The sequence below is a fragment of the Roseovarius tolerans genome (assembly GCF_028885395.1).
Classification (GTDB): domain Bacteria; phylum Pseudomonadota; class Alphaproteobacteria; order Rhodobacterales; family Rhodobacteraceae; genus Roseovarius; species Roseovarius tolerans.
Window position 1 is genome coordinate 232,425 of sequence record NZ_CP118494.1, and the last position, 14,540, is coordinate 246,964.

Consider the following 14,540-nt stretch of genomic DNA (forward strand, 5'->3'; position numbering starts at 1 on the left):
CGGGGCGGTCACCGCCGCCCCGTTCACTCCGCCGCGATCTTGATCACCGGCTCCATACGGTCGAGCATCTCTTGGGACAGGTGGCATTTGACCTGATGGCCGGGGGCGAGGTCGCGCACCGGGGGCACCTCTTTTTCGCACAATCCCCCAGGCACCTCGGATTTCCAGCGGCAGCGCGTCTGGAACGGGCAACCGGGCGGCGGGTTCATCGCCGAAGGCACATCCCCCTCAAGCACGATATGGCGCTTCTCGACGCTGGTATCGGCGATTGGCACCGCCGACAGCAGTGCCTCGGTATAGGGGTGATAGGGCGGCGAGAAGACCTGATCCGTGGTGCCCAGTTCGACCACATGTCCCAAGTACATTACCATCACCCGGTCGCTGAGATAGCGCACGATGGAAAGATCGTGCGAGATGAAGAGAAGCGTCGTCTTCTGCTTGCGCTGGATCTCCATCAGGAGATCGGTGACGGCGGCCTGCACACTCACATCGAGCGCCGAGACCGGCTCATCCGCCACCACGATCCGGGCGCCGCCGGCGAAGGCACGGGCGATGCCGACGCGTTGTTTTTGCCCGCCGGACAGCTGTCGGGGCATGCGGTCGGCAAACTCGCGTGGCAGTTTCACCAGATCGAGCAGGCGCAGCATCTCGTCGCGGCGTTCCTGATCCGACGCCCCGATGCCGAACACCTCGAGCGCGCGGATGATCTGGCGGCCCACGGTCATCGAAGGGTTGAGCGTGTCGAACGGGTTCTGGAACACCATCTGCACATCGGCCACGGTCTGCGTGTCGCGCTTTTCGATGGGGATGTCTTCGATATTGCGGTTGTCGAGCAGGATCTGCCCCTCGGTCGCCGTTTCCAACCCCATCAGCACCTTGGCGAAGGTGGATTTGCCGCAACCCGATTCGCCGACAATCGCCAATGTCTCGCTCTCGCGCGCCTCGAAACTCAGCGTTTCGTTGGCCTTCACCACCTTCTTCGCGCCACCACCGCCGAAGAGGGCGTTGGCCGCGACCTCGTAATATTTCTTGAGCTTGTCCATCTTGAGCACGACCTGGCCCGGCTCGCCCGCCTCGTGCTGCGCCATCGCCTCGACGGGGGCGTTCCAATCGATGTCGCGGTAGCGCAGGCAGCGGGTCAAATGGCGGTCGTCTCCCTCGATCACTGCCATGGGAATCTCACCGGCATCGCATTGGCCACTCTGGAAATAGTCGCAGCGCGGCCCGAAATTGCAACCGTTGGGGCGTTCATGCGGCAGGGGGAAGTTGCCGGGAATGGCCTTGAGCGGACGGCTGTTCTTGTTCGCGCCGGGCAGCGGGATCGAGCGAAAGAGCGCCTGCGTGTAGGGGTGCTGCATCTTGTCGAATACGTCCTTGATGCTGCCGGTCTCGACCGCCTCGCCGGAATACATCACGCAGATTCGGTCGCAGGTTTCCAGCACGAGGCCGAGATTGTGGCTGATGAAGAGCATCGAGGTGCCGTATTTGCGCCCCAGATCCTTGACCAGCTCCACCACAGCTGCTTCGACCGTCACGTCGAGCGCGGTGGTGGGCTCGTCGAGAATGAGCAGCGACGGTTTCGACATCAGCGCCATGGCGATCACGATCCGCTGCTGCTGCCCGCCCGAGAGCTGATGCGGATAGCTTTTCATGATGCGGTCGGGATCGGGCAGCTTGACGTCGTTCACCACTTCCAGCGCACGCGCCCAGGCGTCTTTCTCGGAGATGCCTTCGTGGATCATCGGCACTTCGATCAACTGACGGCCCACTTTCATCGCCGGATTGAGGGACGCCATCGGCTCCTGATAAATCATCGCGATCTCGTTGCCGCGAATGTGGCGCAGCTCCGCCGCGCTCATCTTGCTCAGATCCTGACCCTTGAAGCGGACCGAGCCGCCAACGATCCGGCCATTCACCCCCAGATCCTGCATCACGCCCAAGGCCACGGTGGATTTGCCGCAGCCGGATTCGCCGACGAGTCCCACGGCCTCGCCCGGCTGCACGGCGACCGAGAAATCCATCACCGCCGGGATTTCTCGCAACCGGGTGAAGAAGGAAATTGACAGGTTCTCGATCTCTAGGATCGGTCCGTCATAGTCCGGCTTGGCCATGTCCATCTCCTTCATCTTTCCATAAATACTCAATCCCGCAGGCTCTCTTCCCGCAGCCCGTCGGCCAGCAGGTTGAGCCCCAGAACGAGGCTCAGGAGTGCGAAGGCGGGTGGCAGGGCGGGGTGGAGATACATCGACAGAAGCTTGCGCCCCTCGTTGATGGTGCTGCCCCAATCCGGGCTCTCGGGGCTGAGGCCGAGGCCGAAGAAGCCGAGCGTGCCGAGCAGGATCGTCGTGTATCCGATGCGCAGGCAGAAATCGACCAAGAGCGGCCCGCGCACATTGGGCAGAATTTCCCACAGCATGATGTACCACGGCCCCTCGCCCCGGGTCTGCGCGGCGGCGACATAGTCGCGGGTCTTGATGTCCATCGTGAGGCCGCGCACGATGCGGAACACGGTGGGCGAGTTGACAAAGACCACCGCCACGAAGACCACCAGAAGATTGGGCGGAAAGCTCACCAGGCCCAGCGGGTCGGCATTCCACGCGATCCCCGCATAGAGCCACAGCCCCACCACCAGCGTCACCCCGACATAGAGGTTGCGCGTCGCGGGCTGCGTGTGAAAACGCGAGTTCCACAGGAGCACGAGGAAGATGATGGGAAAGATGAAGAGCACGGCGGCCATGTAGACCGGAATGCCGGTCAGGACGATCTCGGGCGTGACCAGCAGGTAGAAGAGCAGGATCACCGGGAAGGCGAGGATCAGATTGGCGAGGAAGGACAGGAATGTATCGAGACGCCCGCCGTAATAGCCTGCTGGCAGGCCAAGCGTGATGCCCACCATGAAGGCAAAGAGGCTGGCGAAGGGCGCGATTTTGATCACCTCCCATGCGCCCACAACCATGCGGCTGAACACGTCGCGCCCGAGATTGTCGCCGCCCAGCAGGTAATAGGGGTAGGCACCCTCGGCCACCTCGCCCATCAGCTTGGTATAGGGTGTCCCGGGCCCCTTGTTCTTCATCGAGGCTGATTGGTCGAGCACGTCATGCGTGGTGATGAGATCAAAAGCGCCACCGAAAACTCCGGTGAACACCCAGAACATCACCAGCGCGAAACCGACCATGCCGATGGGACTGTCAAAGAGCTTGCCATAGAGCCCGAGCCGCCGCTTGAAGGTGATCGACAGGGCGAACGTGGCGATGAGGGCGATCCAGACGGGAGTGAACTGTCCCAGTGTCCGCAGGATGATCTCGCTCCAGCTTAGTGCGTCCATGGTTCGGCCCTTCCGTTAGGTGACGCTGATGCGTGGATTGAGATAGACATAACCGATATCCGAGATGAGCTGCGTCACCAGGACGACGACGACCGACACCACCGACACGGCGAGCAGCAGTTCGATGTCGTTGTTGCTTGCGGCCTGAACGAGTGTCCAGCCAAAGCCCTTGTAGTTAAACAGTGTCTCGACGATCACCACGCCATTCAGCAGCCACGGGAATTGCAGCATGATCACCGTGAAGGGCGCGATCAGCGCATTCCTGAGCGCGTGTTTCATCACGATATTGGGGAAACTTACCCCCTTGAGCCGGGCCGTGCGGATATATTGCGCGGTCATCACCTCGGCCATCGAGGCGCGGGTCATTCGTGCGATGTATCCCATCCCGTAGAGCGCGATGGTAAGCACCGGCAGAAAGAAATTCTCGAAGGTCGGGTTCTCCATCGCGCTCGTCGCCGTGCCCTTGAACCATTTCAGGCCCACGGCGGTGCTGGCAAAGACCGCGATGAACAGCACCCCCGAGACATATTCGGGCGTCGCCGTGGTGGTGATCGCGAAGGTCGACAGCGTCCGGTCGGTGCGCGAGCCCTCGCGCATCCCCGCCATTACACCGAGGATCAGCGCCGAGGGCACCATCAAGAGCATCACCCAGAACATCAGCCGCCCGGTCAGCGCCAGCTTTTCGCCGATGATCTCGCCCACGTCCCTCTTGAACACGGTGGAATAGCCCCAATCGCCCTGCAGGATGCCGCAGAAACGTGGGGCCTCTTCGGCTGGCGTGTCGGGGCCGATGCAGCGTCCGCGTAGGGTGCCGTCCTCGGCTTGGGTGGTCCAGCCGGGCAGCACACCCATCCATTGGCCGTATTTGACCGGCAGAGGTTCCAGATATCCGTTGCGCCCGAGATAGCTGGCAACCTCTTCATCCGTCATGCGGAAATTGCCCTGCGTCTTGGCCAGCTTTTCGAGATTGGGATAGAGATTCGTCAGGAAAAAGACGACAAACGTCAGGCATAACGCAGTCAGGATCATAACCCCGAGCCTGCGCAGGATGAACATGGCCATTTAGCGCCCCCTGTTGGCGTTTTTCCAGAAACGCTAGTCTACAGGGCGCGGCCGGTCCAGCATCATTTGCGACATCGATAGTCTATTTGCGTCACCGGCCCGGATGGGCCGGTGACGCGGATGACGATCAGAGCAGCGATTCGGGATGCACGCTTTCGATCCCGAGCGCCTCGCCCACGGCGGCGTAGGTGAGTTGTCCGGCATGCACGTTCAGGCCGTTTAGGAGGTGCCGGTCCTCGGCGCAGGCCTGTTTCCAGCCCTTGTCGGCGAGCGCCAGCATGAAGGGCATCGTCGCGTTGCCAAGCGCGAGCGTCGAGGTGCGCGCCACGGCACCGGGCATGTTGGCGACGCAGTAATGCATGATCCCGTCCACCTCGTAGATCGGATCCTGATGGGTGGTCGCCTTCGAGGTCTCAAAGCAGCCGCCCTGATCGATCGCCACGTCCACGAGCACAGCACCTGGCTTCATCATTCCGAACTGATCACGGCGCACCAGCTTGGGCGCGGCGGCCCCGGGGATGAGCACAGCGCCGATCACCATATCGGCGAGTGGTAGCAATTCTTCCAGCAGACCGGCCGAGGAATAACCGGTCTTGAATGTGCCGCCGAACACGTCGTCGAGATAGCGCAGACGCGGCAGCGACCGGTCGAGAACGGTCACATCCGCGCCCATGCCCGCTGCGATCCTGGCCGCGTGGGTGCCGACAACGCCGCCGCCGATCACGATGACGCGGGCCGGGCCCACCCCGGGTACGCCGCCCATCAGCACACCGCGCCCGCCATTGGCCTTTTGCAGGGTCCAGGCGCCCACCTGCGGGGCGAGACGCCCGGCGACCTCGGACATCGGGGCCAACAGGGGCAGGCCGCCCGACCGGTCCGTCACCGTCTCATAGGCGATGGCGGTGCAGCCTGACGCCAGCAGGTCGCGCGTCTGTGCCTCATCGGGTGCCAGATGCAGATAGGTAAAGAGCAACTGCCCTTCGCGCAGCATCTTGCGCTCGGCGGCTTGCGGTTCCTTGACCTTGACGATCATGTCGGCGGTCGCGAAGACCTCGGCGGCGGTGTCGATGATGGTGGCGCCCGTTGCCTCATAGGCGGCATCATCAAAGCCCGCGCCGATGCCCGCGCCGGCCTGAATGATCACCTCGTGACCATGGCTCACGGCTTCTTGCGCGGCATTAGGTGTCATCCCGACGCGAAATTCCTGGGGTTTGATTTCCGTGGGGCAGCCGATTTTCATGTCTGGATTCTCCTCCGATTGACTTGACTAAGAGTGCCGCAAATGGCGCGCAAGGCGATTGAAATTTCCCTCGTCCAAAAGGCATTTTTGTGAATAATGTTCACTGGAAATGCATTTGCTTCGAAAGGTCTTGTGCGTATGTCCCTGGATCAGACAGATCGGCGCTTGCTGCAGGTGCTTCAGCGGCGCGGCCGGATCTCCAACGCGGACCTGGCAGAGGAGGTCAATCTTTCGGCCTCGGCGTGTCATCGGCGGGTGCAGCGGTTGGAGGCGGATGGGTATATCAAGGGCTATGTCGCGTTGCTGGATGTGCGCAAGATGGGGGTGCCTGCGACCATATTCGTCGAGATCACGCTGAGCACGCAGGCGGATGAGGTTCTGGACGCGTTCGAGAAGGCCGTGGCGCGGGTGCCGGATGTGCTGGAATGTCACCTGACTGCGGGGGCGGCGGATTACATTCTCAAGATCGTGGCCGAGGATACCGAGGACTTTGCCCGCATCCACCGCCAATACCTGACACGGCTGCCGGGGGTTGCCAAGATGCAGTCAAGCTTTGCATTACGCACGGTTTTTTCGACCACGGCCTTGCCGGTCTGAGCGTCCCCGAACGGGCTTTCCCCATCGTCCGGCAACCAAAAGCCCCGGTGTTTCCACCGGGGCCTACTGGCACGCACAGCCGTGAGTGATGGCGCACCTCGTTAACTTACTGTACGGAAAACTGCACACTCAGGAACTCGTTTACGCATAACAGACTATCCTTACGGACGGTGTAGTCATGGGGAAAAACGGATCGTTTGTCCCGTATGGAAAACCTTACCTTTGCGCTGAAAATCCGCATTACGTTACGTCAGTATCGCGTCGGTATTACGTCGGTATCGCGTCGGTGGCGTGCAGTCACGCCGCCGACTGCATCAGACCGTCCGCACGGATCGCCTGTTCGGCCTGATCGAGCGACATCCATGCCCGCTCGATCAAGGTGTCGATCTCGGATTTGGAAATCACCAGCGGCGGCGAGATGATCATCCGGTCGCCGACATGGCGCATCACCAGTTTGTTGGCAAAGCACCGCTCGCGGCATATGTACCCGGCGGTGCCCGGGTCGGAGGCGAACTTGGCGCGGCTTACCTTGTCGGGTGTCAGCGCGATGGAGCCCATCATGCCGACGATCTTCGCCTCGCCTACGAGGGGGTGTTCGGCAAGGCCGCGCCATTTTTCCTGCAAGTAGGGACCGGTGTCGTTCGCCACGCGTTCGACGATCTTTTCTTCTTCGAGGATACGCAGGTTTTCGAGGGCCACGGCGCAGGACACGGGGTGCCCGGAATAGGTGTAGCCATGGTTGAACTCGCAGGCGTTCATCACCTGCGCCACCTTGTCCGAGACGATCGAGCCGCCGATTGGCGCATAGCCGGAGCTGAGCCCCTTGGCGATGGTCATGATATCGGGGCGGATATTGTAGGTCTGGCTGCCGAACCATTTGCCGGTGCGGCCGAATCCGCAGATCACCTCATCGGCGATGAGCAGGATGCCGTATTTATCGCAAATCCGCTGGATTTCTGGCCAGTAGCTGTCGGGGGGCACGATGACGCCGCCCGCGCCCTGAACCGGCTCGGCGATGAAGGCGGCGACGCGGTGCGCGCCCAGTTCCTCGATCTTGGCCTCAAGCTGACGGGCGCGTTCGAGCCCGAACGCCTCGGGGTCGGTGTCGCCGCCTTCGGCATACCAGTTGGGCTGGTCGATATGGTGAATGTCGGGGATCGGCATGCCGCCCTGCGCGTGCATGCCCGACATGCCACCAAGACTGCCGCTGCCGACGGAGGAGCCGTGATAGGCGTTCTTGCGGCTGATGATCACGTTGCGCTCGGGCTCTCCCAACTGCGCCCAATAGGTGCGGACCATGCGGATATTGGTGTCGTTCGCCTCGGAACCCGAGCCGGCATAGAAGATGTGGTTGAGATCGCCCGGCGCCAGCTCCGCCAGCTTGGCCGAAAGGGCGATGGCGGGCACATGGCTGGTCTGGAAGAAGGTATTGTAAAAGGGCAGTTCGCGCATCTGGCGGGCGGCGACATCTGCCAGTTCCTCGCGCCCGTAGCCGATATTGACGCACCAGAGCCCGCCCATGGCGTCGAGGATTTCGTTGCCTTCACTGTCGGTCAGGGTGACGCCGCGCGCGCGGGTGATGATCCGCGCACCCTTGGCGTTGAGGCCATCACCATGGGTGAACGGGTGCATGTGATGTGCGGCATCCAGCGCCTGAAGCTCGGCTGTGGGCATGTGGTTGGTGATCGTGCTCATGGCAATACCTCTCGCGAATGGGTGGCCCGGCGCGGGTGCGCGGGCGTTTTCACCAGAATATGATCAAATTATCCGCTGTCAATCGAATCAGTGCGCACGCGCTTTTGGGGCGATGGATTGGCGCACTTGCTCCATACCCTGCACGACATCCTCGCGGATTGCGCGGGCGGCGGCCTCGGCATTGCCTGCGCGCATCGCGGCGAGCATGTCCTTGTGTTTGTCCGGCAGGTTCTGCGTTCCCATGCGCCCGCAGACCACCCGAAGGGATGGGCCGAAACGCAGCCATAGCCCATCCGCCACATCGGCGAGAATCGGAGCCTCGGCGAGTTCGTAAAGCCGCTTGTGAAAGCGGTAGTTCAATTCCAGGTAGCCGCGCAGATCGCCATGAGAAATCGCCTGATCCAGTTCGGTATCGAGGGCGGTCAGTTGGGCGAGGTCATCGCCGGTGGCCCGTTCCGTCGCGCGTGTCGTCAGATAGGGATCAAGCCATTGGCGTGCATATATTAATTCGCTGATGTTATCGGCCGATAGCAACGGCACGCTGACCCGCCTGTTGCCCTGGAATTCCAGCGCCCCTTCGGCGATCAGACGGCGGATCGCCTCGCGCACCGGGGTCATGCCCGCACCGAGCCGTTCGCTGAGGCCCTGAATGGTCACCGCCTGACCGGGTGCCAGATCGCCGAAGAGCACGAGTGCGCGCAGTTGACGGTATATCAACTCATGCGCAGGCAGGCGCGTTGTCGCGGGGTCTTGGACGCTTAAATTCTGTGCGGCTTTGGGCATGAAGGGGGCATCCCGGGCAAGGCTTTCAATCTCTGACCTTGCGAGTTTAGCGGCTGCGTGAAAACATTACCATATTGCCAGGCGTGGTATTTTTTGATCAAATCTGCGCCAAGGCAGAGAACATGCCGAAACCAACGGGAGACAATAATGCGAAATCTTATGCTGACCACCACTGCGACGCTTGCGCTTGCGGCGTCCGCCGCTTCGGCGCAGGAGGTCCGGGTCTATAACTGGTCCGACTATATCGACGAGGACCTGCTGACGCAGTTCGAAGAGGAAACCGGGCTCGACCTGATCTATGACGTGTTCGACAGCAACGAGGTGCTGGAAACCAAGATGCTCGCCGGTGGCTCGGGCTATGACGTGGTGGTGCCCACGGGCACATTCCTGCAGCGGCAGATCAGTGCAGGCGCGTTCCAGAAGCTGGACACATCCAAGCTGCCCAACCTCGACAACATGTGGGACGTGGTTGAAAAGCGCACGGCGAAATACGACCCCGGAAACGAGTATTCGATCAATTACATGTGGGGCACCACGGGCATCGGTGCCAATGTCGGCAAAGTGCAGGAATTGCTGGGTGAGGATGCGCCGCTCGACAGTCTCGAACTGGTGCTGAACCCCGAAAACATGGAAAAGCTGGCCGAATGCGGCGTGCATTTCCTTGATGCCCCCGCCGAGATGATTCCGATGGCGCTCAAGTATATCGGTGAAGATCCCGATAGCCATGACCCCGAGGTGATCGCCAAGGTCGAGCCGGTCCTGATGGCGGTGCGCCCGCATATCCAGAAATTCCACAGCTCGGAATATATCAACGCGCTGGCGAATGGCGACATCTGCGTCGCTGTCGGCTGGTCGGGTGATATCCTGCAGGCCCGCGACCGCGCGGCAGAGGCCGATAACGGGGTCGAGATCGTCTATAACGCGCCCAAGGAAGGCGCGCAGATGTGGTTTGACCAGATGGCGATTCCGGTCGATGCGCCCAACCCTGAAGGCGCGCATACGTTCCTGAATTTCATAATGGATGCGCAGAACATGGCTGCTGCGTCGAACTATGTCTACTACGCGAATGGCAACAAGGCGTCGCAGGAATATCTGATCGAGGATGTGATCGGAGATCCGGCGATCTATCCGTCGCAGGAGGCGCTCGACAACCTCTTTACCACGACGCCCTACCCGGCGAAGGTGCAGCGGACGGTGACCCGTCTGTGGACCAAGATCAAGTCCGGCACCTGATCGGACGGCATGACCGACCCGCGCGAGGCCAGCCCTTGCGCGGGTTTTCTCAATCCAGCCGGGGACAGGCGCATGTCACAAACCGTATTCGAGCCGTGGAACGATCCGGACGCCAAGCCGCTGATTCAGTTCAAAAACGTCACCAAGCGGTTTGGTGAGTTCACCGCGATCGACAATCAGAGCTTTGACATCTACGAGAAGGAGTTCTTTGCCCTGCTCGGGCCGTCGGGCTGCGGCAAGACGACGATGATGCGGATGCTGGCCGGGTTCGAGAAACCGACCGAGGGCACGATCCTGCTGGGCGGGCAGGATATCGCGCCGTTTCCACCGAACAAGCGGGCGGTGAACATGATGTTCCAGTCCTACGCGCTGTTTCCGCATCTGTCGGTGTGGGACAACATCGCCTTTGGGCTGAAGCGGGACGGCAAGTCGAAGGACGAGATCGCGGCGCGGGTCGAGGAGATGCTCAAGCTGACGCGGCTGGAGCAATTCGCGCGACGCAAGCCACATCAGATTTCCGGTGGGCAGCGGCAGCGGGTGGCGCTGGCGCGTAGCCTCGCCAAGGCGCCGAAGCTGTTGTTGCTGGATGAGCCGCTGGGCGCGCTCGATGCCAAGCTGCGGCAGGCGACGCAATTCGAACTGATGGATATTCAGGAAAAGACCGGCACCACCTTTGTCATCGTCACCCATGATCAGGAAGAGGCGATGACGGTGGCGAGCCGGGTTGCGGTGATGGATACCGGCAAGATCATTCAGGCTGATACGCCGCAGGTGATCTACGAGGCCCCGGCCTCGCGTTACGTGGCGGATTTCATCGGCGATGTGAACCTGATCGACGGGATGGCCGAGGCGAGGGAGGGCGGTGCAGAGGCGGCACCGACTGCCGAATCTGAGACGCCCGCACAGCCCGAGGCGCAGCCCCCCGCCGCAGAGCAAGCGCCCCGCGCGCCGCAACCCAATGAGCGTGGCAAGTGGCTGCATGACAAGCTGTTCAAGTATATTCTCGGGCCTCGTGAGGATGCGCCCAAGCAATTGCCGCCGCCGACGCCCGAGGAAAGCAAGGCGGCCGCGTCTGCGGTGCAGCCTTACGCGATCGCTCCGGGCGGTATCACCATTCACTGGGCCGAGGGGCAGCCGCCGCTGATTGCCAGCAATGGCGATCCGGCGCTGGCCGGGAAGCGCGTGACGCTGGCGGTGCGGCCTGAAAAGCTGGGCATTTCCAAGGACAGGCCGGAGTCGGCCAATGCGCTCAGGGGCAAGGTGATCGACATTGCCTATCTGGGCAACCTGTCGACCTATCACGTCGAACTGGCCAATGGCACGATGGTCAAGGCACAGCTGGCCAATACCCGGCGTGTCGCGCAGCGCGACATTACCTGGGAAGACGAGGTCTGGATCAGTTTCCGCGACACCGCCGGTGTGGTGCTGGGCGAATGAGACGCGCCACGCTCATCCTGTTGCCCTACCTGTGGCTGCTGGCGCTGTTCCTGGTGCCCTTTGTCATCGTGCTCAAGATCAGTCTGAGCGATATTGAACTGGCGATTCCGCCTTATACGCCGACGCTCGACCTCTCGGAGGGCTGGAAGGGACTCCGGGATTTCTTCGCCGGGCTCGATTTCGAGAATTTCGTGTTTTTGACGACCGATGATTTGTATTGGAAGGCCTATCTGTCGTCTTTGCAGATCGCTTCTATCGCCACCTTGTGCACGCTGCTGGTGGGCTATCCGATCGCCTATGGGATGGCCAACGCTCCTGATCACTGGCGCCCGACGTTGATGATGCTGGTGATCCTGCCGTTCTGGACCTCGTTCCTGATCCGGGTCTATTCGTGGATGGGAATCCTGTCGACCGAGGGCTATCTCAATCAGCTCTTGTTGAGCCTTGGCCTGATTTCCGAGCCGTTGACGATCCTCAACACGCCCGTGGCGGTCTATATCGGCATCGTCTACACCTATCTGCCCTTCATGATCCTGCCGATCTATTCGGCGTTGGAGCGGATGGACGGGTCCTTGCTGGAGGCGGCCGAGGATCTGGGGTGTTCGCGGATCAAGGCGTTCTGGCTGATTACAATACCGCTGTCGAAAACCGGCATCATCGCGGGCTGCTTTCTGGTCTTCATCCCGACCATCGGCGAGTTTGTGATCCCCTCGCTTCTGGGCGGGTCGCAGACGCTGATGATCGGCAAGGTGTTGTGGGAAGAGTTCTTCAACAACCGCGACTGGCCGGTGGCGAGTGCTGTGGCGGTGGTGCTGTTGCTGATCCTGATCATTCCTATCGTGCTGTTCCAGCGCAACGAGCAGAAACAGCGGGAGGCCGAGGGATGACGCGACGGTTGCAGACGAAATCTTTGAAAGATTTCGATCCGATTTCTTTTGAAGAAGTCGTTTATCCGAGGGTGTGCGCATGAGACGTTTGACATGGTTCAACGCCACCTCGCTCACGCTCGGCTTTGCCTTTCTCTACCTGCCGATGATCATCCTCATCGTCTACAGCTTCAACGAATCGAAGCTGGTGACGGTCTGGGCCGGATTCTCGACCAAGTGGTATGGCACGCTGATACAGAACGAGGCGTTTCTGGACGCGGCCTGGGTGACGATACAGGTGGCGGTGGTGTCCTCGACCATCGCCACGGTGTTGGGCACCATGGCCGCATTGGTGCTGGTGCGCGCGGGGCGGTTTTATGGGCGGACGCTGTTTTCGGGGATGATCTACGCGCCGCTGGTGATGCCCGAGGTGATCACTGGTCTGTCGCTCTTGCTATTGTTCATCGGGATCGGGCTGGACCGGGGGATTTTCACCATCATCCTCGCGCATACCACCTTTTCGATGTGTTTCGTGTCGGTTGTGGTGTCGTCGCGGCTGGTGACCTTTGACCGGTCGCTGGAAGAGGCGGCGCTTGATCTGGGGTGCTCGCATTTTGATGCGTTCCGCCTTGTGACCCTGCCGATCATCGCGCCTGCGGTGATTTCCGGCTGGCTATTGGCGTTTACGCTGTCGCTTGACGATCTGGTGATCGCGTCCTTTACCGCCGGGCCGTCGGCCACCACGCTGCCGATCAAGATCTGGTCGTCGATCCGGCTGGGGGTCAGCCCGGAGATCAACGCGCTCTCGACTATCATGATCGCCATCGTGGCGATCGGGGTGATCACCGCGTCGCTGATCACCAAACGCGCCAGCCTGCGCCAACAGGCCGACGAACGCGCCGCCGTTCACGCATGAGCCGGGTCTATCCGGCGCATGCCTATGGCGAGGGGCCGCGTGCGGGCTGTTACTGGCCGACCACCGTGGTGCCGCGCGATTACCCGGCGGCGCAGGGGCGGATCACCTGCGATGTGGCGGTAATCGGCGCGGGCTTCACCGGTCTGTCGGCGGCACTGCATCTGGCCGAGGCCGGGCAGGATGTGCGGGTGTTCGAGGCGCAGGTGCCCGGTTGGGGCGCCTCGGGGCGCAATGGCGGGTTCTGCTGTCTGGGCGGCTCTGCCGCGTCGGACGCGATCCTGCGCAAGACCAATGGTGAGGCGGCACGGCGCGAGTATCGCTGCGCTGAGGTTGAGGCGGCGCGGTTTGCCCGCGACCTGATCACGCGGCTCGGGATTGAGGCCGATCTGCATTCCGAGGGTGAGACGCTGCTGGCGCATACGCCGCGCGCGGTTGCGGGGTTTGCCGCGCGGGCTGCGCAGATCGAGGCGGATTACGGCGTGGTGCCTGAGGTCATTTCAGGCTCTGAACTGGCGCAGATGGGCATGAAGGGACCATTTCATGCCGCGCTCACCACGCCCGTCGGCGTGGCGCTCAACCCGATGAAATTTACGCTGGGGCTGGCGGAGGCGGCGGTGCGCGCCGGGGCGCGTGTTCATGGCCAGTCCCCGGTCACTGCGATCCGACGGGACGGGGTGTTTCATCTGAGCACGCCGCAGGCGGAGGTCACCGCGCGGCGCCTGATCGTGGCGACCAATGGCTATTCGTCGGATGACCTGCCGGGGTGGATGCGGGCGCGCTATCTGCCGACGCAATCGAATGTGATCGTGACGCGGGTGATGAGCGAAGCGGAACTCAGCGCCCAAGGCTGGACCACGCGGCAGATGTGTTATGACGACCGGTTTTTTCTACATTATTTCCGGTTGATGCCCGATAACCGGATGCTGTTCGGGATGCGCGGCGGGCTGTTTTCCTCGGCCCGGTTCGATGCACGGATGGATCGCACGATAAGGGCGCATTTCGAGCGGATGTTCCCGGCTTGGGCCGATGTCGAGACGTCGCATAGCTGGAATGGGCTGTTGTCGTTGTCGCCGGATCTTACGCCCTATGCCGGGCCGATCCCGGATATGCCGGGTGCGTTCACCGGGCTGAGTTATCATGGCAATGGGGTGGCGATGGGGAGTTATGCCGGGGCGCTGCTGGCCGATCTGGCGATGGACCGGGTGCCTAAGCGTCTTTATCCGGAGATCCTGCGCAAGCCGCCGGGGCGTTGGCCTTTGGGGCGGCTGCGCCGGGCGATGCTCTGGCCGCCTTATGCGCTGGCGACGTTGACGGGGGGGTAGGCTGGGGGCGAGCCTTGGAATGACGCACCCGCGCGATACGCGGCTCACGTAGTTCCACGTCACT

The 14,540-nt window shown here is 61.9% G+C and carries 12 protein-coding genes; 6 read left to right on the plus strand and 6 right to left on the minus strand.

Annotated features, from left to right (window positions below):
- Nucleotides 1-23: 23 nt before the first annotated feature.
- The 4 genes from PVU19_RS01065 to ald all read right to left on the minus strand — a co-directional run bounded on the left by PVU19_RS01065 (nucleotide 24) and on the right by ald (nucleotide 5,627).
- Nucleotides 24-2,117, minus strand: a complete 2,094-nt coding sequence (locus tag PVU19_RS01065; RefSeq protein ID WP_420833276.1) for a dipeptide ABC transporter ATP-binding protein — start codon at nucleotides 2,115-2,117, stop codon at nucleotides 24-26.
- 23 nt (nucleotides 2,118-2,140) lie between these two features.
- Nucleotides 2,141-3,325, minus strand: a complete 1,185-nt coding sequence (locus PVU19_RS01070; protein ID WP_050663140.1) for an ABC transporter permease — start codon at nucleotides 3,323-3,325, stop codon at nucleotides 2,141-2,143.
- Nucleotides 3,326-3,340: 15 nt separating this feature from the next.
- Nucleotides 3,341-4,387, minus strand: coding sequence for an ABC transporter permease (locus tag PVU19_RS01075; RefSeq protein ID WP_050663139.1), 1,047 nt, complete (start codon nucleotides 4,385-4,387; stop codon nucleotides 3,341-3,343).
- A 127-nt stretch (nucleotides 4,388-4,514) separates the two neighbouring features.
- Nucleotides 4,515-5,627 carry an alanine dehydrogenase gene (gene ald, locus PVU19_RS01080; RefSeq protein WP_050663138.1) on the minus strand — a complete coding sequence of 371 codons (1,113 nt, stop codon included), beginning with the start codon at nucleotides 5,625-5,627 and terminating at the stop codon, nucleotides 4,515-4,517.
- A gap of 138 nt (nucleotides 5,628-5,765) precedes the next feature.
- Here ald and PVU19_RS01085 point away from each other — a divergent pair, with 138 nt between their 5' ends.
- Nucleotides 5,766-6,224 carry an Lrp/AsnC family transcriptional regulator gene (locus PVU19_RS01085; protein WP_050663137.1) on the plus strand — a complete coding sequence of 153 codons (459 nt, stop codon included), beginning with the start codon at nucleotides 5,766-5,768 and terminating at the stop codon, nucleotides 6,222-6,224.
- Between the two features lie 297 nt (nucleotides 6,225-6,521).
- On the opposite strand, the gene PVU19_RS01090 is transcribed toward PVU19_RS01085, so the two are convergent.
- Complete coding sequence (locus PVU19_RS01090) at nucleotides 6,522-7,919, minus strand: aspartate aminotransferase family protein (RefSeq protein ID WP_050663136.1); 1,398 nt, start codon at nucleotides 7,917-7,919, stop codon at nucleotides 6,522-6,524.
- An 87-nt stretch (nucleotides 7,920-8,006) separates the two neighbouring features.
- Complete coding sequence (locus PVU19_RS01095) at nucleotides 8,007-8,702, minus strand: GntR family transcriptional regulator (protein WP_050663135.1); 696 nt, start codon at nucleotides 8,700-8,702, stop codon at nucleotides 8,007-8,009.
- Between the two features lie 159 nt (nucleotides 8,703-8,861).
- On the opposite strand from PVU19_RS01095, the gene PVU19_RS01100 reads away from it, so the two are divergent.
- From PVU19_RS01100 to PVU19_RS01120, 5 genes are all read left to right on the plus strand, one after another.
- Nucleotides 8,862-9,935, plus strand: a complete 1,074-nt coding sequence (locus PVU19_RS01100) for a polyamine ABC transporter substrate-binding protein (protein WP_420833239.1) — start codon at nucleotides 8,862-8,864, stop codon at nucleotides 9,933-9,935.
- Nucleotides 9,936-10,007: 72 nt separating this feature from the next.
- On the plus strand, nucleotides 10,008-11,372 hold the full coding sequence (locus PVU19_RS01105) for an ABC transporter ATP-binding protein (protein WP_050663134.1): 1,365 nt from the start codon (nucleotides 10,008-10,010) through the stop codon (nucleotides 11,370-11,372).
- Complete coding sequence (locus tag PVU19_RS01110; protein WP_050663133.1) at nucleotides 11,369-12,259, plus strand: ABC transporter permease subunit; 891 nt, start codon at nucleotides 11,369-11,371, stop codon at nucleotides 12,257-12,259. The genes PVU19_RS01105 and PVU19_RS01110 overlap by 4 nt, the downstream gene beginning before the upstream one ends.
- 79 nt (nucleotides 12,260-12,338) lie before the next feature.
- Nucleotides 12,339-13,154: an ABC transporter permease gene (locus tag PVU19_RS01115; RefSeq protein WP_050663132.1), complete on the plus strand. Its 816-nt coding sequence runs from the start codon at nucleotides 12,339-12,341 to the stop codon at nucleotides 13,152-13,154.
- Nucleotides 13,151-14,476, plus strand: coding sequence for an NAD(P)/FAD-dependent oxidoreductase (locus PVU19_RS01120; RefSeq protein ID WP_050663131.1), 1,326 nt, complete (start codon nucleotides 13,151-13,153; stop codon nucleotides 14,474-14,476). Before PVU19_RS01115 ends, PVU19_RS01120 begins: the two co-directional genes overlap by 4 nt.
- Nucleotides 14,477-14,540: the final 64 nt, after the last annotated feature.

What these genes read in the sequence shown, in the direction of transcription:
- PVU19_RS01070 (WP_050663140.1), bottom strand. Translation starts at nt 3,325, where the DNA reads ATGGACGCACTAAGCTGGAGCGAGATCATCCTGCGGACACTGGGACAG.
- PVU19_RS01115 (WP_050663132.1), top strand. Translation starts at nt 12,339, where the DNA reads ATGAGACGTTTGACATGGTTCAACGCCACCTCGCTCACGCTCGGCTTT.
- PVU19_RS01075 (WP_050663139.1), bottom strand. Translation starts at nt 4,387, where the DNA reads ATGGCCATGTTCATCCTGCGCAGGCTCGGGGTTATGATCCTGACTGCG.
- PVU19_RS01100 (WP_420833239.1), top strand. Translation starts at nt 8,862, where the DNA reads ATGCTGACCACCACTGCGACGCTTGCGCTTGCGGCGTCCGCCGCTTCG.
- PVU19_RS01120 (WP_050663131.1), top strand. Translation starts at nt 13,151, where the DNA reads ATGAGCCGGGTCTATCCGGCGCATGCCTATGGCGAGGGGCCGCGTGCG.
- PVU19_RS01065 (WP_420833276.1), bottom strand. Translation starts at nt 2,117, where the DNA reads ATGGACATGGCCAAGCCGGACTATGACGGACCGATCCTAGAGATCGAG.
- PVU19_RS01085 (WP_050663137.1), top strand. Translation starts at nt 5,766, where the DNA reads ATGTCCCTGGATCAGACAGATCGGCGCTTGCTGCAGGTGCTTCAGCGG.
- PVU19_RS01090 (WP_050663136.1), bottom strand. Translation starts at nt 7,919, where the DNA reads ATGAGCACGATCACCAACCACATGCCCACAGCCGAGCTTCAGGCGCTG.
- PVU19_RS01110 (WP_050663133.1), top strand. Translation starts at nt 11,369, where the DNA reads ATGAGACGCGCCACGCTCATCCTGTTGCCCTACCTGTGGCTGCTGGCG.
- PVU19_RS01095 (WP_050663135.1), bottom strand. Translation starts at nt 8,702, where the DNA reads ATGCCCAAAGCCGCACAGAATTTAAGCGTCCAAGACCCCGCGACAACG.
- ald (WP_050663138.1), bottom strand. Translation starts at nt 5,627, where the DNA reads ATGAAAATCGGCTGCCCCACGGAAATCAAACCCCAGGAATTTCGCGTC.
- PVU19_RS01105 (WP_050663134.1), top strand. Translation starts at nt 10,008, where the DNA reads ATGTCACAAACCGTATTCGAGCCGTGGAACGATCCGGACGCCAAGCCG.